21 protein-coding genes are annotated in these 20,246 nt (G+C 36.2%); all 21 read left to right on the forward strand.

Annotated elements, in window-relative coordinates; genetic code table 11:
* The first annotated feature begins 10 nt into the window (after positions 1-10).
* The 21 genes from ELD05_RS03440 to ELD05_RS03540 all read left to right on the forward strand — a co-directional run bounded on the left by ELD05_RS03440 (position 11) and on the right by ELD05_RS03540 (position 20,157).
* On the forward strand, positions 11-748 hold the full coding sequence (locus ELD05_RS03440; protein ID WP_127351371.1) for a FliA/WhiG family RNA polymerase sigma factor: 738 nt from the start codon (positions 11-13) through the stop codon (positions 746-748).
* Between the two features lie 31 nt (positions 749-779).
* Entirely contained in the window at positions 780-2,168 is a 1,389-nt protein-coding gene (locus tag ELD05_RS03445) for a DUF342 domain-containing protein (protein ID WP_127351372.1), read from the forward strand.
* A gap of 11 nt (positions 2,169-2,179) precedes the next feature.
* A complete protein-coding gene (locus tag ELD05_RS03450; protein ID WP_241243598.1) occupies positions 2,180-2,455 on the forward strand; it encodes a hypothetical protein in 276 nt (91 codons plus the stop codon).
* 16 nt (positions 2,456-2,471) lie between these two features.
* On the forward strand, positions 2,472-3,002 hold the full coding sequence (locus ELD05_RS03455; protein ID WP_127351373.1) for a DUF6115 domain-containing protein: 531 nt from the start codon (positions 2,472-2,474) through the stop codon (positions 3,000-3,002).
* A 59-nt stretch (positions 3,003-3,061) separates the two neighbouring features.
* On the forward strand, positions 3,062-3,319 hold the full coding sequence (locus tag ELD05_RS03460) for a hypothetical protein (RefSeq protein WP_127351374.1): 258 nt from the start codon (positions 3,062-3,064) through the stop codon (positions 3,317-3,319).
* Positions 3,320-3,367: 48 nt separating this feature from the next.
* On the forward strand, positions 3,368-4,219 hold the full coding sequence (locus ELD05_RS03465; protein WP_127351375.1) for an AraC family transcriptional regulator: 852 nt from the start codon (positions 3,368-3,370) through the stop codon (positions 4,217-4,219).
* A gap of 212 nt (positions 4,220-4,431) precedes the next feature.
* Entirely contained in the window at positions 4,432-4,719 is a 288-nt protein-coding gene (locus tag ELD05_RS03470; RefSeq protein ID WP_011916829.1) for a co-chaperone GroES, read from the forward strand.
* Positions 4,720-4,745: 26 nt separating this feature from the next.
* On the forward strand, positions 4,746-6,365 hold the full coding sequence (gene groL / locus ELD05_RS03475; protein WP_127351376.1) for a chaperonin GroEL: 1,620 nt from the start codon (positions 4,746-4,748) through the stop codon (positions 6,363-6,365).
* Between the two features lie 113 nt (positions 6,366-6,478).
* Positions 6,479-7,318, forward strand: coding sequence for a Cof-type HAD-IIB family hydrolase (locus ELD05_RS03480; RefSeq protein WP_127351377.1), 840 nt, complete (start codon positions 6,479-6,481; stop codon positions 7,316-7,318).
* A complete protein-coding gene (locus ELD05_RS03485) occupies positions 7,311-8,438 on the forward strand; it encodes a DUF362 domain-containing protein (protein WP_127351378.1) in 1,128 nt (375 codons plus the stop codon). The genes ELD05_RS03480 and ELD05_RS03485 overlap by 8 nt, the downstream gene beginning before the upstream one ends.
* A gap of 67 nt (positions 8,439-8,505) precedes the next feature.
* Positions 8,506-8,985, forward strand: coding sequence for a chemotaxis protein CheX (locus ELD05_RS03490; protein ID WP_127351379.1), 480 nt, complete (start codon positions 8,506-8,508; stop codon positions 8,983-8,985).
* A 29-nt stretch (positions 8,986-9,014) separates the two neighbouring features.
* On the forward strand, positions 9,015-9,479 hold the full coding sequence (gene trmL / locus ELD05_RS03495) for a tRNA (uridine(34)/cytosine(34)/5-carboxymethylaminomethyluridine(34)-2'-O)-methyltransferase TrmL (RefSeq protein WP_011916834.1): 465 nt from the start codon (positions 9,015-9,017) through the stop codon (positions 9,477-9,479).
* 30 nt (positions 9,480-9,509) lie between these two features.
* Positions 9,510-10,352, forward strand: coding sequence for a DegV family protein (locus tag ELD05_RS03500; RefSeq protein ID WP_127351380.1), 843 nt, complete (start codon positions 9,510-9,512; stop codon positions 10,350-10,352).
* Between the two features lie 93 nt (positions 10,353-10,445).
* Positions 10,446-12,293: a TIGR03960 family B12-binding radical SAM protein gene (locus tag ELD05_RS03505; RefSeq protein ID WP_127351381.1), complete on the forward strand. Its 1,848-nt coding sequence runs from the start codon at positions 10,446-10,448 to the stop codon at positions 12,291-12,293.
* Positions 12,274-12,909, forward strand: coding sequence for a TIGR03936 family radical SAM-associated protein (locus tag ELD05_RS03510; protein ID WP_127351382.1), 636 nt, complete (start codon positions 12,274-12,276; stop codon positions 12,907-12,909). The genes ELD05_RS03505 and ELD05_RS03510 overlap by 20 nt, the downstream gene beginning before the upstream one ends.
* Positions 12,909-14,624 carry an Rne/Rng family ribonuclease gene (locus ELD05_RS03515; protein ID WP_127351383.1) on the forward strand — a complete coding sequence of 572 codons (1,716 nt, stop codon included), beginning with the start codon at positions 12,909-12,911 and terminating at the stop codon, positions 14,622-14,624. The genes ELD05_RS03510 and ELD05_RS03515 overlap by 1 nt, the downstream gene beginning before the upstream one ends.
* 68 nt (positions 14,625-14,692) lie before the next feature.
* Positions 14,693-15,250, forward strand: a complete 558-nt coding sequence (gene efp, locus ELD05_RS03520; RefSeq protein WP_011916839.1) for an elongation factor P — start codon at positions 14,693-14,695, stop codon at positions 15,248-15,250.
* A gap of 103 nt (positions 15,251-15,353) precedes the next feature.
* Positions 15,354-15,842, forward strand: a complete 489-nt coding sequence (locus tag ELD05_RS03525) for a CD1247 N-terminal domain-containing protein (protein ID WP_127351384.1) — start codon at positions 15,354-15,356, stop codon at positions 15,840-15,842.
* Positions 15,843-16,071: 229 nt separating this feature from the next.
* Positions 16,072-17,232 carry a pyridoxal-phosphate-dependent aminotransferase family protein gene (locus ELD05_RS03530; RefSeq protein ID WP_127351385.1) on the forward strand — a complete coding sequence of 387 codons (1,161 nt, stop codon included), beginning with the start codon at positions 16,072-16,074 and terminating at the stop codon, positions 17,230-17,232.
* A 4-nt stretch (positions 17,233-17,236) separates the two neighbouring features.
* The gene (gene serA / locus ELD05_RS03535; RefSeq protein ID WP_127351386.1) at positions 17,237-18,853 is read left to right on the forward strand and encodes a phosphoglycerate dehydrogenase; all 1,617 of its coding nucleotides are present in this window, start codon (positions 17,237-17,239) and stop codon (positions 18,851-18,853) included.
* Positions 18,854-18,882: 29 nt separating this feature from the next.
* Complete coding sequence (locus ELD05_RS03540; RefSeq protein ID WP_127351387.1) at positions 18,883-20,157, forward strand: DUF1015 domain-containing protein; 1,275 nt, start codon at positions 18,883-18,885, stop codon at positions 20,155-20,157.
* Positions 20,158-20,246: the final 89 nt, after the last annotated feature.

Genomic DNA, 20,246 nt, shown 5'->3' on the forward strand with positions numbered 1-20,246 from the left:
AATTTATACAATGGATGAGGCATTTTTGTGGGAAAAGTACTCAAAGACAAAAGATCCAAAAATAAAAGAACAGCTTACACTCAGATATATGCCACTTGTAAAACTCATTGCAGGCAGAATGGCAATGTATTTTGGTGGAAATGTTGAGTATGATGATTTAGTCAGTTACGGCTCACTTGGCCTTTTAGATGCAATTGAAAAGTACGACAGTCAAAAAGGTGTTAAATTTGAAACATATGCATATACACGCATAAGGGGTGCTATTATTGACTGTGTCAGAAGCCAGGATTGGGTGCCGAGAAGCATCAGACAAAAAGCAAAGGAAGTAGAAAAAGCGTATATTGAAATAGAAAAAGAAGGTAAAATACCAACAGATGAAGAAGTAGCAAAAAGAACAGGCCTCACTTTATCAGAGTTTCAAAAACTTAAAGAAAAAATAAGTAGCGGGATGATTCTTTCACTTGAAGGTTTTCTTGAACAAAACTATGAGATAAAAATAGGCGGGCTTGAGGACTTTGTTTCTCATCCAGAAGTATTTATTGAAAATGAGGAGCTAAAGGAGGTGCTCAGACAAGAAATAGAAAGTCTTTCTGAAAACGAGAAAATGGTTATTCTTCTTTATTATTTTGAAGAACTTAGCATAAAAGAGATAGCCAAGATTTTAGGTGTTTCTGAGTCAAGAGTAAGTCAGCTTCACACACGAGCCTTGCTTAAACTGCGAGCAAAATTGGAAAAGCATCTTGGCTGAAGAAATCTTGTGTCGAAAGGAGAGCCTTTTTATGCCTGAGGAAAATCTTAAGGTTGACATCAAGGTAATGGTAACATCTGATAAATTAAAAGCAAGTGTAATTTTGATGCTCAATCAAAATGGTGTAGACTTGACATTTGAAAATATATTGAATGCCTTGAGAGCAAATAAGATTAGTTATGGAATTGATGAAAATGCAGTAAAGAAGCTTGTTGAAGCTCCTGTGTTTGGATCACCAGTTGTGGTTGCGCAAGGAAAACCGCCTGGGAAGCCTGTTGATGGCAAGCTCATATATCATTTTGATATAAAACGTGAAATAAAGCCAAAAGAGCTTCCTGATGGTAGAGTTGACTACAAAGATTTAGGAATTGTTCAAAATGTCAGAAAAGACGATGTTCTTGTTACAATGATTGACCCTGTTGATGGAGAAAACGGGATTGATGTTTTTGGAGGGGTGATCAGAGGACAGAAGGGCAAAAAGGTAAATCTTCCTCGAGGGAAAAATACATACATTGATGCTGACGGACATACACTGAGGGCTGCATGTGACGGGCAGGTTTCCATCATAGAAGGTAAGGTTGTTGTTCTAAACACATTGGAGATATCTTCTGATATTGATAATTCCACAGGAAATATAAACTTGGTTGGTAATGTTCATATAAAGGGAAGTGTTTTGTCTGGGTTTAAGGTTGTTGCTGAGGGAAATGTTGAGGTTGAGGGGATTGTTGAAGCAGCCGAGATTGAAGCAAAAGGAAGTGTGATTTTGCACAAAGGTATAACTGGAATGGGAAAAGGCAGAATAATCTCTCAAAAGAGTGTCGTTGCAAAGTTTATTGAAAATGCGACCGTGATAGCTGCAGATGATATCCAAGCTGAGGCAATTGTCCACAGCGACATCAAGTGCGGAGGAAAATTAACTTTAATTGGCAAAAAAGCTTCGATTGTAGGTGGTACTTGTAAAGTTGGTAAAGAAGTTGAAGCAAAAGTTATAGGTTCATATCTGTCTACAACCACAGAGATTGAGGTCGGTGTTGACCCGATTATGATTGAAAGGTATAGAGATATTAAAAAAGAAATTGCTGAGCTGAAGGAAAATATAAAAAAGTGTGAACAGGGAATTGAGGTTCTCAGAAAGATTGAAGCAACTGGTGGGCTTACGGATGAGAAAAGGGAAATGCTCCAAAAGTTTACACGCTCAAAAATTGTATCAGCTGAGAGGTTAAAGTCACTTCAACTTGAGCTTGAAGAGATAGAAAAAAGGCTTGAGGAGCGAAATGAAGGTGTGGTAAAGGTCCAGGATGTGATTTATCCAGGCGTGAAGATTACAATAGGAAATGTGTGCAAGCTTATAAAAGAGCCTGTAAAGTACTGTAAGATTTACAGAGAGGATGCTGACATAAAGATAGCTCCGTATAGTTAAGAAAAAAGGAGATGATTTTTATTATGCACATCCGGCCAATTGATGTTAAGATTTTGTATCCAAAATCTACAGAGGTCTCCCAAATTGTGTTTGGTGAACAGCAAAAAGAAAATATGCTAAAGCATATAAATGCCCAAAAAAATCAGTCAAAGGTGGATGAGGATTTAAAAAGAGTTAGGGGGAAGGACAACGTTTCAGAAATAAGGCTAACCCAAAAACAAGAAAGAGAAAGGCAAAGGGCAAAAAAAGAGAAAAAACCAAATAAGGGTTTAGATATCAGAGTTTGACAGAGGGAGAAAAATGATGGATGCTTATGTTGTGCTTTTTATCTTTTTTGGGCTTATTGTAGTATTTATTTCCTTAAAGTCAATAAAGAAAGATATAGAAAAGGGTGAAAAGGTTCTAATTGAATCTGCGAAGACTGCTCAAAAGCTTTCTCAGCTTTTAAATGAAGCAATTGAAACAATTGAAGAGCTCGATAATTTTGGTGAGTATATAATCGAGAGAATAGAAAACAAGGTAAAATGGGCAGAAGAAGAGACTTCTCAAATAAGAGACAGGAAAAATGAAAATTTTAAGGAATCACAAAAGGGTTATGAGAGTTTGTCAGGAAATGAGGAAATAGATATCAAAGACACGCGAAATGCAAATGATATGAAGAATCTTGAGAACCTCGAGCTTATTTCTGAGAAACAATCAAAGGAGGAGATTTATCGAAGAGCTGTTGAGCTATACAGGCAGGGCTTTAGCATTGAAGAGATTGCTTCAACCCTTCAGATAGGCAAAGGTGAGACAAAACTTGCACTGAAGATTGTAGGGAGGGAAAAGGTCTGAAGTGGTATAAATTTGTTTTATTTGGAATTGGTATTGGATGGATTTTAGGAATCTGCTCAATGTATTTTTTATTTAGTGCAAATTATAATTCAAATAAAGGGAATTTAGAGGACAAAGTGGACATTTATATAAACAGCATGGATAATTTGAGCAATGTGCTTTATCAAAATGGCGTAATACAAGACAAAAACTCATTTGACCGTTTTTTAAAATTTATAAATGCAGATAAAAAACATTTTAAGATAGGCAAAAAGGTTACTTTTAAAAAAGCTATGACATATGAAGAGATTTTTGAGACTATTTACCAAAATAAGTAAATTTTGGGATAACTTTTGAAGAAAATATCAAAGCTGTGGGGTTAGAAAATGATAGAAATGCTTAACAACATAATGCCAGTGATTGTAAAGACCTTAGAGCGTGTACATGATAGCTCTTGGAAGATGGATTATAATGTACACGATAGCTACGAATTGATATTTGTTAAAAAAGGTAATATTGACTTTTGGGTTGAAGATGAAAAGATAGAGCTAAGAGCAGGTGACCTTCTCATAATAAAGCCACACACAAGACACAAATTTGAGGTTGTGGGAAATTTTAAAGCAGAGTTTATAGTAATGGGTTTTTATTTAAAACCTGAGAGCAAATCTAAGATAGAGGCATTAAGAGAGATATATGGTTTTTTAGAGAGTTTAGAAAACATTTCCTCACCGTTTTATTTTATTCACATCAGAAAAAGAAGCAATGTCTTTTTTTGTTTAGAATCAATCTTGCAAGAGGCAAAGGAAAATAAAAAAGGACTACTTCTTTATATAAAGTCCATAGAGCTTTTTGTATATATCACACGTGAAATGAATAATTTGGAAATCAAAAAAGGTTTTGATTATTCTAAGATTGCAAAGTTTATCAAAGATTATATAGACCAAAACTACATGGAAGATATAAAAATAGGAGATATTGCCAAGAAACTTTTTATGTCAGAAAGTAGTATCTCTCGCCTTTTTAAAAGCCAGTTTGGGATTTTGCCAAAAGAGTATTTACTTTCAAAAAGGATAGAGAAGGCAAAAGAATACCTTTCTGTATCTAATTTGAAGATTAGTGAAATAGCAATCATGTGTGGTTTTTCATCGTTGCAAAGATTTAATGACATTTTTAAAAAGTACACAGGCTATTCTCCAACTCATTATAGGAAACTCACATTTGGCAATTCAAAGGGATGATAATGACAAAATAAAGAATTTTGCGCAAGGTGAAGTTTTTTGAAGATAAATTGATCTTTTCTTAAGATTTTCAGCGAAAATTGAATATCTTGTGCCTATTTTGGGTAAAATCAAACTTGATTAGAAAAGGAAGAATATACTATAGTATTTAATGTGATTAGCACTCACTCTCAATGAGTGCTAACAAAATTAAAAAAGGAGGTCGGGAAAAGATGAAAATAAGACCAATTGGCGACAGGATTTTGATTAAGTTCAAAGAAAGAGAAGAGGTAACAAAGAGCGGAATAGTTTTGCCAGATACTGTTAAGGAAAAACCACAGATTGCAGAGGTTATTGAGGTAGGGCCTGGTGGAATTGTTGATGGCGAAAAGGTAGAAATGGTTGTCAAAAAAGGTGACAAGGTAATTGTTAGCAAGTACGCAGGAACAGAAATCAAGATTGACGGTGAAGAATATACAATAATCAGACAAGATGATGTCTTAGCAATCATAGAAGACTAAAAACAAAAAAAGGAGGTAGATGAAATATGGCAGCAAAAATGATATTGTTCGATGAGGAAGCAAGAAGGGCGCTTGAGCGCGGTGTAAATAAATTAGCAGACACTGTTAAAGTGACATTAGGACCGAAGGGAAGAAACGTGGTTCTTGAGAAGAAATTCGGCTCTCCTCAGATTGTAAATGATGGTGTTACAATTGCGAAGGAGATTGAGCTTGAGGACCCATTCGAGAACATGGGTGCGCAGATTGTAAGAGAGGTTGCGTCAAAGACAAACGACATTGCTGGTGATGGTACAACAACTGCAACAGTGTTGGCTCAAGCAATGATCAGAGAGGGTTTGAAAAACATTGCAGCTGGCGCAAATCCAATGATTCTCAGAAGAGGTATTCAAAAAGCTGTTGATGTGGTAGTTGATGAAATCAAGAAGATGAGCAAAAAAGTAAGAGGTAAAGAAGACATAACATATGTTGCATCAATTTCAGCAGGCGATGAGGAAATTGGTAAACTTGTTGCAGATGCAATGGAAAAGGTAACAAACGATGGTGTTATCACAGTTGAAGAGTCCAAGACAACAGAGACAACACTTGAGATAGTTGAAGGTATGCAATTTGACAGGGGTTATATCTCTGCTTACATGGTAACAGATACAGAGAGAATGGAAGCAGTACTTGACGACCCATACATCTTGATTACAGACAAGAAGATTTCAACAATTCAGGACATCTTGCCACTTCTTGAACAAATAGTTCAGCAAGGCAAGAAGCTCTTGATAATTGCAGAAGATGTTGAAGGTGAAGCATTGGCAACACTTGTTGTAAATAAGCTCAGAGGAACACTCCAGTGCGTTGCAGTAAAAGCACCTGGCTTTGGTGACAGAAGAAAAGCAATGCTTCAGGACATTGCAATTTTAACAGGTGGTCAGGTAATTTCAGAAGAGCTTGGTCTTGATTTAAGAGAGGTTAAGATTAGCCAGCTTGGTCGTGCAAGACAAGTAAAAGTTCAGAAAGAAAACACAATCATCGTTGACGGTGCAGGTGATCCGAGCGAAATCAAAGCAAGAATCCAGTCAATTAAGAAGCAGATTGAAGAGACAACATCCGATTTTGATAGAGAAAAATTACAAGAAAGACTTGCAAAACTTGCTGGTGGCGTTGCAGTAATCCATGTTGGTGCTGCAACTGAGACAGAGCTCAAAGAGAAGAAATTGAGAATTGAAGATGCGTTGGCTGCAACAAAGGCTGCAGTTGAAGAAGGTATTGTTCCTGGCGGTGGTACAGCATTAATCAATGCAATTCCTGCACTTGACAAGTTAATCGAAACATTGACAGGTGATGAAAAGACAGGTGCTATGATTGTCAAGAAGGCTTTAGAAGAACCACTAAGACAGATTGCAGAAAATGCAGGTTTAGATGGTTCAGTAATTGTAAACAAAGTAAAAGAGAGCCCAGCTGGTGTTGGTTTTGACGCACTCAATGAAAGATTTGTCGACATGTTCGAAGCAGGTATTGTAGACCCAACAAAGGTTACAAGAACAGCTATTCAAAATGCTGCTTCAGCTGCTGCAATGCTTCTGACAACAGAGGCTGTTGTTGCTGAAAAACCAGAAAAGGAGAAGAATCCACCAGCACCAGCACCTGATATGTACTAATAAAATGAGTTTTTGAAATAAAGGCTACCGTGAATGGTAGCCTTTATTTTTTTTTGATATAATATTTTTAAGTAATAAACCAAAAACTTTTTGAAAAAAGGTGAAAGAAGAAGATGTATAAACTCCTTGCAATTGACCTTGACATGACACTTTTAGACCGCGAAAAGAAAATCTCTCAAAAAAACAAAATGGCGATCAAGCTTGCAAAACAAAAAGGATTGCACGTGGTGCTTTGTTCAGGACGAATTCTAAAAGGTGTTATGCACTTTGCAAAGGTTTTAGGGCTTTCCGATGAGGTTGTTGTAGCTTGCAATGGTGCAATAGTAAGAGACCTTAAGACAAATAAGGATGTATATTACATTGGGCTTGACAATGAGAGTAGCATAGAGATTGCCAAGATATGTAAAGCCAACAATATTTATTATCACTATTACTACAAGGATATCATGATAGCGCAAAGGCTTGACTATTCATCAAGGTTCTATTATGAAAAAAACAAAGAACTTCCTGATGATGAAAAAATAGAGATTGTTGTTGATGATTCATTGGAGACAATAAAAAGCTGCGACAATCTAATAACCAAGTTTGTAATTATTGACAAAGACATCGAAAAGGTAGATTATGTAAGAAGGCAAATAGAAGAAAATGTTTACAATATTGAAACTACAAAATCAGATGTCAACATTTTAGAGATTATGAAAAAAGGGGTTAACAAGAGAAATGCGCTTGAGTATGTCTGCTCTTATCTTAAAATAGATAAAAAAGAGGTGATTGCAATAGGTGATAATGAAAATGACTTAGAGATGATTGGGTTTGCCGGCTTAGGAATTGCAATGGAAAACGCTATAGATAGCCTAAAAGAGATTGCCGACTACATAACAGATTCGTATGAAAATGATGGTGTTGCAAAGGCTATTGAAAAGTTTGTTTTGGGGGAAATGGTAAATGCATAGGGTTGCTATTGTAAGATGTAAGACGTATAATGTGGAGGATGTCAAAGAGGCGCTTGAAAAGGGTATAAATCTCTTACAGTTTAAATTTCCAAAATTAAATAAAGTTTTACTAAAACCAAATTTGCTTATGAAAAAAAGGCCTGATGAGGCTGTTACAACCCATCCGTCTGTGGTTGAAGCAACTGTAAAAATTGCTCAAGAAAAAGTAGATAGAATTGTGATAGCAGATAGTCCCGGTGGACCGTATACAAAACGAAGATTAGAGGCAATATATCAAACATCAGGGCTAAAAGAGCTTGAAAAATATGAAAAGGTAAGTCTAAATTACGATGTTTCATTTAAGGAGGCTCAGTTAGAAAAGAGTATTTTAAAGAAGATTTCATTTATATCACCATATTTTGAATCAGATGCCTTGATTAATCTTTCTAAACTGAAAACTCACAGGATGGCGGTCTATACAGGTGCTGTAAAAAATCTATTTGGTCTTGTGCCAGGTGGACAAAAGGCAGAACTACATTTTAGGCTTCAAGAAGTTGACAAGTTTATGGAGATGTTACTTGACATCTATTCTGCTACAAAGCCCATTTTAAATATCATGGATGCAATTGTTGGGATGGAAGGGGAAGGACCGTCAGCTGGGAAACCACGGAATTTGGGACTACTTTTGATTTCTCAGGATGCAATTGCACTTGATTATGTTGCATGCAGAATTATTGGGCTTGAAATAAAAGACGTTCCTCTTTTGAATGTAGCAAAGAGCAAAGGACTTCTAAACCCTGATGATATTGAGATTGTAGGAGAGCAAATTGATGATGTAAATGTGAAAGATTTTAAAGTGCCACTTCGGCCTGAAATTTCATTTGTAAGAGGAAGAGCTCCATCGTTTATAGCTAATGTGATAAATGAACTTCTCACTCCAAAGCCGATTTTTGACAGGAAAATTTGTATTGGCTGTGCAGAGTGTTTTAATGCTTGTCCTGCACAAGCAATTGAAATGAAGAGCAGGAAAGCATATGTTGATTTAAAAAAGTGTATTAGGTGTTACTGCTGTCATGAGCTCTGTCCTGCAAAAGCTATTATGATAAAGCGGTCATTTTTATTTGAGAAAATACTAAAATAAGAGAAGGGAGGAAAGTCTTGCTTGCTGTCTTAAAAAATTTTGATGACAGTGGCAAGACAGAATTGTTATGAGTGCAAAGGTGAATGTAGAGTATATCAATCCATTTATTCAAGCAAGCCAGCAAGTACTAAAACAGGTTGCAAACATTGATTTTAAACTTGGTAAAGTGTATATTAAAGAACCTACTTACAGGGTGGACCAGGTAGTTGTTATAATTGGAATGACAGGGAATATAAAAGGACAAGTTAACTTTTGCATGTCTTTAAGTACTGCAAAAAATATTGCTTCACTGATGATGGGTGGGTATCCTGTAAATGAGTTTGATGAGCTTGCCAAAAGTGCAATTGGTGAGATGGCAAACATGATAATGGGAAACACATCGACACTTTTTTCACAAAAAGGTCTCAAGGTTGAGATAACACCGCCTTCAATACTCATTGGTGAGAACATGACTTTAAGTACATCAAAGGTGATAAATATATGTGTACCGCTTTTGCTTGACAATGGTGATAAGATTGATATGGATGTGGCATTTATGGAAAACTAAAAGAGGGAGGAGGCTTTTGAAAAACCAATATGCCAATCAACATTGTACTTCATGAACCAGAAATTCCATACAATACAGGAAATATTGCAAGAACATGTGCTTGTACGGGAAGTAAGCTTCATTTGATAGAACCGCTTGGATTTTCTTTAGAGGACAAATATTTAAAAAGAGCAGGGCTTGACTATTGGCAATACTTAGATGTAAAAATATATAAGGATTTGAACGACTTTTTTGAGAAAAACCGTGATGCCAATGTTTTTTACTTTTCAACCAAAGGCAAGCAGTACTATACTCAAGCACCATATACAGATAATTGCTATTTGATGTTTGGAAAAGAGACAGCAGGTCTTCCCCAGTGGCTCATTGAACAGAATATCCACAAGACCTATAGAATACCAATGATAAGCGATGTGAGATCTTTGAATCTCTCAAATGCAGTAGCAATTGTCCTTTATGAAGCACTAAGACAGCTTGGGTTTCCTAATTTGGTGTGATGATGGAAAACAGATAAGGGGGATTTTTTAATGGGTGTTACAATTGTTACAGACTCAACTGCTGATTTGAGTCCTGAGATGTATGAAAAGTTTGGAATCAAAATGGTACCACTTACAGTTTATTTTAAAGACGAAGCATATAAAGACTGGGTGGACATTGATCCAGTTAGCTTTTACCAAAAACTACAAAGCAGCCTTGATCTTCCCAGAACTTCGCAGCCAAGCCCTGAGCAGTTTTTAAAGGTTTTCAAAGAAGAGCTTGAAAAAGGAAATGAGGTTGTGTCAATACATCTTTCATCGAAGCTATCTGGAACATATAATTCTGCCTGCATTGCTAAGGAGATGATAGGAAGTGAAAAAATCTACCCCATTGATGGTAGAACTGCCTCGATTGGCACAGGAATTTTAGCAATACTTGCAAAAAGATTAGCAGATGAAGGGAAAAGTGGCAAAGAGATAGTAGATATCATTGAGAAAAAGAAAAAAACTATCCGACATCTATTTGCTGTTGAGACCTTAGAGTATCTCAAAAAAGGTGGGAGAATCTCACCTGCAAAAGCAACACTTGGAAATGTACTCAATATAAAACCTATATTACACATTGTAGATGGAGTTGTTGAGCCATTTGACAAGGTAAGAGGTATGAAAAGAGCTATACCCCGGATAATTGATGAGATAAAACAAAAAGGGCTCGATCTAACAAAGCAGCTTTGTGGGCTTTCGTATGCAGGAAGTTTGGATGAGGCAAAAGAGTATGTAGAGCTTATAAAAAAGGAGCTATCACCAGGTGAGCTTATTGTAACACAGATTGGAAGTGTGATTGGCACATATGTTGGACCTGGTACGGTTGCTTTTATATTCTTTGAGGAATAATAAAAAGTAAAAGTGCTCCAATGGATTTGTTAGCTACAGGGAAGCCTGTAGCTTATTATTTATTTACTTTTAAAGAAAGGGTGTGAGAAGAAAGTGATTGTTAAAGACAAGGTGTTCAAACTATTGTATAACGTCGAGAAGCCAGGAAGGTATATCGGAAATGAAATAAATATGGTGGAAAAAGACCCTAAAAAGGTTGATATAAGATTTGCATTTTGTTTTCCTGACATTTATGAGATTGGCATGTCACATTTAGGACTTAAAATTTTGTACCATCTTTTGAACGAAAGAGAAGATGTCTATTGTGAGCGTGCTTTTATGCCATGGGTGGACATGCAAGAAAAGATGCAAAAAGATGGGGTAAAACTATTTACTCTTGAGACTTTCACAACCTTAGATGAATTTGACATTATAGGCTTTTCACTTTCATATGAGATGAGCTACACAAATGTTTTAAAGATGCTAAAGTTATCAGGGATTCCTCTTGAGAGCAAAAACAGGCCCAAGGGTATGCCAATTGTCATTGCAGGAGGCCCTTGTACTTATAATCCTGAACCGCTTTGGGAGTTTATAGATGTGTTTGTAATTGGTGAGGGCGAAGAGGTTATTTTAGAATTTGTTGATCTTTTCGAAAGGTATAAATTCTCAGATATGTCAAAAGAGGAATTTTTGCTTGAATGTAGCAACATTCCAGGTTGTTATGTTCCATCGCTTTATGATGTGAGATATAAGGGAGATGGAACTATAGAGGCTATTTTACCAAAAACAAGCCAAGTACCCAAGAAAGTGAAAAAGAGAATTGTAAAAGACATGGACAATGTTTACTTTCCAACAAGGATGATTACATCCTTGATTGAGGTGGTTCATGACAGATCATATGTTGAGGTTTCCAGAGGTTGTGGCCGAGGATGCAGGTTTTGCCAAGCAGGTGTGATTTACAGACCAGTACGGTTCAGAAGCAAGGAAAAGGTGATAGAGTATTCAAAGAGGCTTCTTGAAAGTTCAGGTTGCAATGAGATTTCGCTTGTTTCTTTCTCTACAAGCGACTATCCTAATGTAGAGGTTCTTGCAAAAGAGATTTTACAGTTTACAGAGGACAAAAAGGTGAATATATCTTTGCCATCACTCAGGCTTGATTCAACTTCTTTAGAACTTTTAAAGCAAATAGAAAAAGTAAGAAAACCTACCTTGACATTTGCACCAGAGGCAGGAACACAGAGACTCAGGGATGTTATAAACAAAAACATCAAAGAAGAAGACATATACTCTACAGTCAAACTTGCTTTTGAAAGAGGATTTCAAAATGTAAAACTTTATTTCATGTTAGGTCTTCCGACAGAGACAGACGAGGATATTATAGGAATATATGAGATTGCAAAAAATATAAGACAGATTTATTCAGACTTGGGATTGAAAAAGAGAGTTAGGATTACAGTTTCAACATCATTTTTTGTACCAAAACCACACACACCATTCCAGTGGGAAGCACAGGATAGCATTGATGAGATGAAAAGAAAGATGAAGATGCTAAAAGAAAAGCTGTCAAAGATAAAGGATGTTGAATACAAGTGGCACGACTTTTATTTGAGCAAGTTAGAAGGCGTACTATCAAGAGGGGATAGGAGAATATCAAGAGTTTTGAAAAACGCGGTAGAACTTGGCTGTCAGTTTGATGACTGGGGTGAATTTTTTGACTTTTCAAAGTGGCAGTTAGCTTTTGAAAGAGCAAATCTTGACTACAAGTTCTATTCAGACAGGAAAAGGAGTTTTGATGAGATTCTGCCATGGGATATGATAGATACTGGTGTGTCAAAAGAGTTTTTGATGAAAGAGTGCAGACTTGCATATGAGGCAAAACCAACACCATCATGTTTTGAAAGATGTGTTGGATGTGGAGTAGCTACTTTTAAAGGAGGAATCTGTGTTGGTAAAAAGGTATAGATTTTACTTTTCACGGGATCTGCCTTCTTGCTTTATCTCACATCTTGACATGGTAAGACTGTTTGAAAGAGCATTTAGAAGACTGGGTATTAAACTTAAATTTACTGAAGGATTTAACCCACATCCGAAAATCACCTTTATCTTGCCAATGGCAGTCGGGCTTTGCTCGCCTGAAGAGATGTTTGAGGTTGATGTTGAAGAGGAGTTAGATGAAAAGGTAATAGAAAGACTAAACTTAATTTTACCAAAAGGACTAAAAGTGTTGAAAATTGAAGAAACAATTGATAAAATACAAGTAAGCGATATGTATTATAAATGTTTTATTGAAGCTAAGGAAGATTTTTGTAAACTTTTTGAAGATTTTATGAAAGAAAATCCAAAGATAAGACGTGAAAAAGAGGGAAAAGTGACATTCCGAAATGTCTGGGACTATCTTTTGAGCTATGAATGCAATAAAAAGGAAAATAGTATAGAGCTTGTGTTTCATATCAATGTCATAAATGGAAGTTATATCAAGCCAGAGGATATAATAAAGTCGTTTTCAGAGGAATATAATTTTGAATATAAAATTTTAAAGATAGAAAGGGAAAAAGTAAATTATCAAAGGGTGATATAATGCAAAGTGAAATTATAGTAGATGTTAGTTTTGGTGAGACCCGAGTTGCAGTTTTAGAAGACAAAGAACTTGTTGAGATTTACATCGAAAGGAATGACCAGCAGAGCATAGTTGGAAATATCTACAAAGGGGTTGTTGAAAACATCCTACCCGGCATGGACGCAGCATTTGTAAACATCGGCCAGGACAAGAATGCTTTTTTGTACTTAGGAGATATAAATAGGCTTGAGTTTGGCGATACAGATGAATACTATGAGATAAAGACAAATCCGCTTGCCCTGCGGTGTGGGCAAGAAATAGTTGTTCAGGTAATAAAAGAGGCATATGACCAAAAAGGACCAAGGGTAACAACCAATATAACACTTCCGGGCAGGTATTTGGTTCTTTTACCAAACACAGAGTATATTGGAATTTCAAAAAGAATAGAGTTTGAAGAAGAGAGAACAAGGCTAAAAGAGATTGCGTGCAAAATCAAACCAGATGGAATGGGGCTTATTGTCAGAACTGCAGCAGAAGGCAAGAGCGAAGAGGTTTTGAGAAACGAGCTTGAGTTTTTGAAAAACCTCTGGCAGAAGATAAGGCAAAAGAGCAAAGAAAGTGCGCCTGTTCTTTTGTACAAGGATTATGACCTTGTCTTTAAAGCTGTAAGAGATATGTTCACAAATCAGGTGGACAGGTTTGTAATAAATGACAGGAAAAAGTATAACAAAATAATAGAGTTTTTATCTACTTATGCGCCAAGTCTTAAAAGCAAGGTTGAGTATTTTAATCTTGCAACAAACATTTTTGAATATTTTCAGATAGAGCAAAAGTTGTCAAAGGCTTTGTCAAAGCGTGTATGGTTGAAGAGCGGTGGGTATATAGTAATAGATGAGACAGAGGCTTTGACTGTGATAGATGTCAATACAGGAAAGTTTGTTGGGAAAAATGATGTTTCAGAGACAATTCTAAAAACAAATCTTGAAGCGGCAGTTGAGATTGCAAGACAGATTAGGCTCCGTGACATAGGTGGAATTATAATAATTGACTTTATTGATATGAAGAATCCTGAGCACCAAAAACTTGTATTAGATGCTTTAAAAGAAGCTTTGAAACGCGACAAGACCAAAACAGTTGTTGTTGGTATAACTCCTTTGGGCCTTGTTGAGATGACAAGAAAAAAGGTCAGGCAACGACTTAGCTGTATCATGCAGTCGTGCTGTCCTTACTGTGAAGGTAGTGGGAAAATCTTGTCACCCGAGACAGTGGCTTTAAAAGTCTTAAAGGAGATTGAATGGTATTTTAAAAATAGAGTTGAGGAAAAGTTCTTTGTTGAGATAAATACCAAGGTATGCGAGGTTTTAAGGAAGGGTGAGGTAGATAGAATAAAAGAGCTTCAAGAAAAGTACAAGAAAAAAATATATCTAAAAGCTTCTTCTAATATCCATATTAACAAGTTCACAATATGTCCTGTAAAAGATGAAGACCATTACATGGCACTGTGTGGAGCTCTTTCTGAGGGCGATGAGGTTTTGGCATTTGTTGAGGAAGAAGATAAATTCAATCCCAAAAATGCAGTTGGGTATGTCAACCAGAACAGAATAGAATTTGACGATGCTTCTGACCTTATTGGTAAATACATTTATGCGAAGGTTGAAAAGGTATACGGGACTTTGTCAAAAGGCAAGATTTTAGAGGTGTGTGAAGAGAATAAGGAGGATGTAAGAGAGTTTTAATTTGGTTGAAAAAAGTATAAATTTTTTGATAAAATAGAAGAGCAAAATTTTATAGCGGAGGGAAGCCGATGGTTGAAGCAGGCGATTTTCGAAGAGGATTGACAATAGAGTACGATGGTCAAATCTTTCAGGTTATTGAGTTTTTGCATGTAAAACCTGGTAAGGGTGCAGCGTTTGTAAGAACAAAATTAAAAAATATAAAAACTGGAGCTGTAATTGAAAAGACATTCAGACCTGATGAGAGAATGCCGCTTGCACACATTGAAAGAAGGGAAATGCAGTATCTTTACAATGACGGGGAACTTTATTATTTCATGGATACACAAACATATGAACAGATAGCGTTAAACCAAGAAATGGTTGGTGATGCACTAAAGTTTGTAAAGGAGAACATGACAGTTACAATTCTTTCTCACAATGGTAGCGTATTTGGAGTTGAGCCGCCAAGGTTTGTTGAGCTTGAAGTCATTGACACAGAACCAGGCTTCAAAGGCGATACTCAAACAGGTGCAACAAAACCTGCTAAGGTTGAGACAGGTGCTGTCATTCAGGTGCCATTGTTTATAAACGTTGGTGACAAGATAAAGATTGACACATCAACAGAAGAGTATTTGTCAAGAGTGTAATTTATTAAATGTTGTAATTTTGTATGTTAGTGTGTATAAACCATTTTTAATGGGTAAATATTAAGTATAGAGAGGTTATCTTGTTTTTTAGGAGGACAATCGAATGGAAAATTTATATGAAAAGGTAGCGTATTTAAGAGGCCTGGCAGACGGGCTTGGGGTTAGCGAAGAGTCTAAGGAAGGAAAGCTTATAAGAAGTATTATTGATGTGCTGGACGAGTTTGCAGACGCTATAAATGAGTTAGATACCAGATATAGCGAGCTTGAAGATGTTGTTGAGTCTCTTGATGAGGATTTAGAGAAGTTAGAAGATGAAGTGTATGAAGATTATGATGATGAAGAGTATGATGACTACTATGATGAAGAAGATGAGGATGAAGACTTGATTGAAATAACATGCCCAAATTGCAAGGTGACATTCTACTTAGAAGAAGACGAGTACTTAAATGAAGACGAGATTGAATGTCCAAATTGCAATGAGGTCATTTACCTTGATGAGTTAGAAGAAGAGTATGACGATGGAGAGTATGATGAAGATTACGAGGATAATGAAAAAGATGAAGAAAGTGAAGAAAACGACCAGAAGAAATAATTATATTTGAAATTTATAAAGGCCGGTGAGCTAATTGCCGGCTTTTTGTTTCTTCATGTTTTGTTTGTCACAGCAGTGCAATTGTTTTAGATTGACAAAAAAATATGCTTTGGTTGTGTTGAAAATGTATAATAATAAGATTGTCAAATTATTGACATTGCTAAGTAGTTTAGATATAATCAAACTTAAATAATCATTCAGTTTTGTTGAAAGGGGTAGAAAATTAACCATGAGAAAACCAAAACTGCTAATGACACCTGGTCCAACTCCACTTCCACCAGAGGTAATTGCTGCCATGTCACAGCAGATTATTCATCATCGAACAAAAGAATTTGGTGAAATTTTCTCAAGAGTAAATGAAAACCTAAAAAAGGTTTTTCAGACAAAGAACAACGTACTCACCTTTGCAGCATCGGGTACTGGTGCAATGGAAGCAAGTGCTGTCAATTTCTTTTCTGAAGGCGATACCGTTTTAGTTGTATCAGTGGGGGTTTTTGGTGATAGGTTTATAAATATATGCAAAACATTTGGTTTGAATGTTATTGAGAAGAAATATAACTATGGGGATGTTGCAAATATAGATGAAGTAATTGAAATAATTGAAAGCAACAGAGATATAAAAGGTGTGTTTATAACTCACAACGAAACATCAACAGGTGTTACAAACCCCATAGAAAAGCTTGCGAGGTATCTAAAAAATACAGACAAAATTTTGATTGTTGATGCTGTAAGTTCACTTGGCGCAATTGATTTGAAGACAGATGAGTGGGGAGTTGACGTTGTTGTTACAGGTTCTCAAAAAGCTTTGATGTCACCACCAGGTCTTGCGTTTGTCTCTGTGTCTGACAAGGCATGGGAGTTTTACAAGACATCTAAACTAAGAAAATTTTACTGGGACTTTAAAAAGTATCAAGACAATCTCCTAAAAGAAAGCCAAGACACCCCTTTCACGCCTGCTGTTACATTAATAAGAGCAGTTGATGTAGGATTGAAACTTCTATTGGACTATGGGCTTGAGAACAACTTCAAGAGACATACAAGGCTTGCAAAACTCACACAGCTTGCTGCTGATAAACTCAATTTAGAGCTTCTACCAAAGAAAGAGTACTCATCTGCTGTAATTACTGCTATTAAGGCACCTGAGGGCGTTGACATTGAAAAGGTAAGAAAGATAATGAATCAAAAGTATGATATAATGGTAACAGGAGGACAAGCATCACTTAAAGGAAAGATTATAAGAATTGGACACATGGGATACGTTGACGAGTTTGATCTTTTAAAAACAATTGAATGTTTTGAGCTTGCACTTTTGGAGTGCGGTTATAAGAATTTTGAAGTTGGAGAAGCAACTAAAGCAGTGCTTCAAGAAATTGCCAAGGAGGTAAGATAAGTAAATGAAAGTATTGGTTACAGAAAGGATTGCAAAAGAAGGTATAGAGATTTTAAAAAATGAAGGAATTGAAGTTGACGAAAAAATAGGGCTTTCGCACGAAGAGATTTGCAACATTATAGGCGGCTACGATGCTTTAATTGTCAGAAGTGCTACAAAAGTAAATGAAGAGATGATTAAGTGCGGGAAGAACTTAAAAGTGATTGCAAGGGCAGGCGTTGGAATTGATAATGTGGATGTAGAAGCTGCAACAAAACAAGGTATAATTGTGGTCAATGCTCCAGATGGCAATATTATGGCGGCTGCAGAGCTCACACTCGGACTTATATTCAGCATATTCAGGTACATTCCACAGGCGTATATGTCCTGCAAACAGGGAGATTTTAGAAGAAATAAGTTCAAAGGTGTAGAGCTTTACGAAAAAACAGCAGGGATAATTGGTTTTGGCAAGATTGGAGCGTTGGTGGCTGAAAGACTAAAAGCGTGCGGAATGAGAGTTATTGCGTATGACCCATATGTCTCTGATGAGAAGTTCAAAAAATATGGCGTAGAAAAGGTAGATTTTGAAACTCTCTTGAAAGAATCTGATCTTATAACAATTCACACACCCAAGACACCGGAGACTTATAATTTAATTTCTGAGAAAGAATTCAAAAAAATGAAAAAAGGTGTTAGGATAGTAAACTGTGCACGCGGTGGAGTTATCAATGAAAAAGACCTTTACAATGCGATAAAAGAAGGTATTGTTGCAGCAGCAGCGCTTGATGTTTTGGAGAAAGAGCCAAACTTTGAGCTTGAGAAACAGGACTATTACAACCCACTTTTGGAGCTTGACAATGTTGTAATTACACCTCACTTAGGAGCATCAACTCAAGAAGCGCAGGTGAATGTTGCTGTATCTGTTGCAAAAGAGGTTGCAGCAGTGCTAAAAGGTGGCATTGCAAAAAATGCTGTCAATCTTCCTGCATTTGAGAAAGAAAAACTTGATGAGATTTTGCCATACTTAGAACTTGCTGAAGCAATGGGCAAGATTTTCATCCAAGCAGAAAGAGCCTTTGCGAAGAAAATAGAGATTATCTATAGCGGACAGATAGATGAAAAGATGACAACATGGCTCACACGTGCACTTTTGAAAGGCTATCTTGAGTTTTCTGTTCAGGACACTGTAAATTATGTAAATTCTCAAGTTTTAGCACAAGAACAAGGCATTGAGGTAATTGAGAGCAAAACACACGAAGGCGGAAAGTTCAAGAATATGATAACTGCAAGGTTTACAACAGATGAAAAGGTATTAGAACTTGCTGGTACAGTTTACAACAATGAAGGAAGAATTATAGATTTCTTTGGATACAAAGTTGACTTCAAGCCAGAAAAGTACATGCTCCTTATTCAAAATATTGACAAGCCTGGTATGATAGGTAAAATTGGTACAATTGTTGGGGAGTACGGAATTAACATTGCTACAATGCAGGTTTCGCGCAACAAAAAAGGTGAAAAAGCTGTTATGGTATGTGAGATTGATGGGGCTTTGCCAGATGAAGCGGTTGAAAAGCTCAAAAATACAGATGGTATCTTGAGAGTCACAATGGCAAAACTACAAAAAGTTGCTATCAAAAAGTAAAAACTGAAAAAGAAAGGGTTTTGCAAAAGATGGCAAATATCAGAGCTTTTAGGGGTTTGAGATATTCACCTGAAGTCAAGTTAGATGACTGTATTTGTCCGCCTTATGATATAATCTCAGAAAGCGAGCGTGAGGAACTTTATAAAAAGAGTGAATACAACATTATAAGGGTTGAATTTGGGAAAGAATTTGAAGGTGACAATGAACAAAACAACAAGTTCACACGTGCAAAAAAGTATTTAGATGAGTGGATTCAAAAGGGAATTTTGAAATTTGATGAAAAAGAGAGTGTATATGTAATTGAGCAGGAATTTGAAGTAGAAGGCAGGCGATACAAAAGGACAGGTTTAATAGTTTTGCTTGAGCTTGTTAGCTTTGAAGAAGGGATTGTCATTCCTCACGAGTTTACACTTTCCAAACCAAAGCAAGAAAGACTTAATCTTCTTAAACACACACGCGCAAATATAAGCAGCATTTTTGGACTTTATGAAGACAAGGAGTTCAATGTAAAACAAGTACTTGACAGTATCAAGGCAAAAAAGGAAGATATAAGTTACAATGGAATTGGTACATTTGAAAGAATGTGGATTGTATCAGATGATGATATAATAGATAAGCTCAAGAAGCTATTTTCTGACAAGAAAATCTTCATAGCAGATGGTCATCACAGGTATGAGACTGCTTTGGAGTATAAAAAAGAGATGATGCAAAAAGAAGATTATAGCAAGGATGCGGATTATAACTACATTATGATAACATTGACAGCGTTAGAGGATGAAGGTATAGTAATCCTTCCAACCCACAGAATTGTTCTTTCAACAGATGTTGAAGAGGATATTTTTATTGAAAGGTTAAAGGAAAACTTTGATATAGAGGAAGGTAAGTATGAGCCTTTAAAGGAAAAGCTTGCAGCATATAGAAAGTATGCGTTCTTAGTGTATACTTACAATAGAAACTACTACTTAATAAAGCTAAAAGATCCTGAAAAAGCCTTGAAAAATGTTGAGGGAAGCAAAGCGTATAAAAACCTTGACGTTGTTGTTTTGCAAAAACTTGTATTAAATGATGTATTAAATATCACTGATGAGGATATATTACACCAAAGAAATCTGAAGTACACAAAGTCAGATAAAGAGTTAATTGATGTAGTTGACAGTGGAGCGAAATACGGATTTATATTAAATCCAACACTTGCTGAGGAGTTAAAAGAGGTGTCATTGAGTGGCGAAAAAATGCCCCAAAAATCCACCTACTTTTATCCAAAGCTTATGACGGGAAATGTAATATTTGTACATCAGAAATAAGTTAAAAATGGTTGTGATATTTTAGGGCAAGACTGAAATTATGAAGGTTTGGATATTGATGCCCGATGTGGTATGATATCCAAACCGTT

It is taken from the genome of Caldicellulosiruptor changbaiensis (assembly GCF_003999255.1).
Lineage (GTDB): Bacteria > Bacillota > Thermoanaerobacteria > Caldicellulosiruptorales > Caldicellulosiruptoraceae > Caldicellulosiruptor > Caldicellulosiruptor changbaiensis.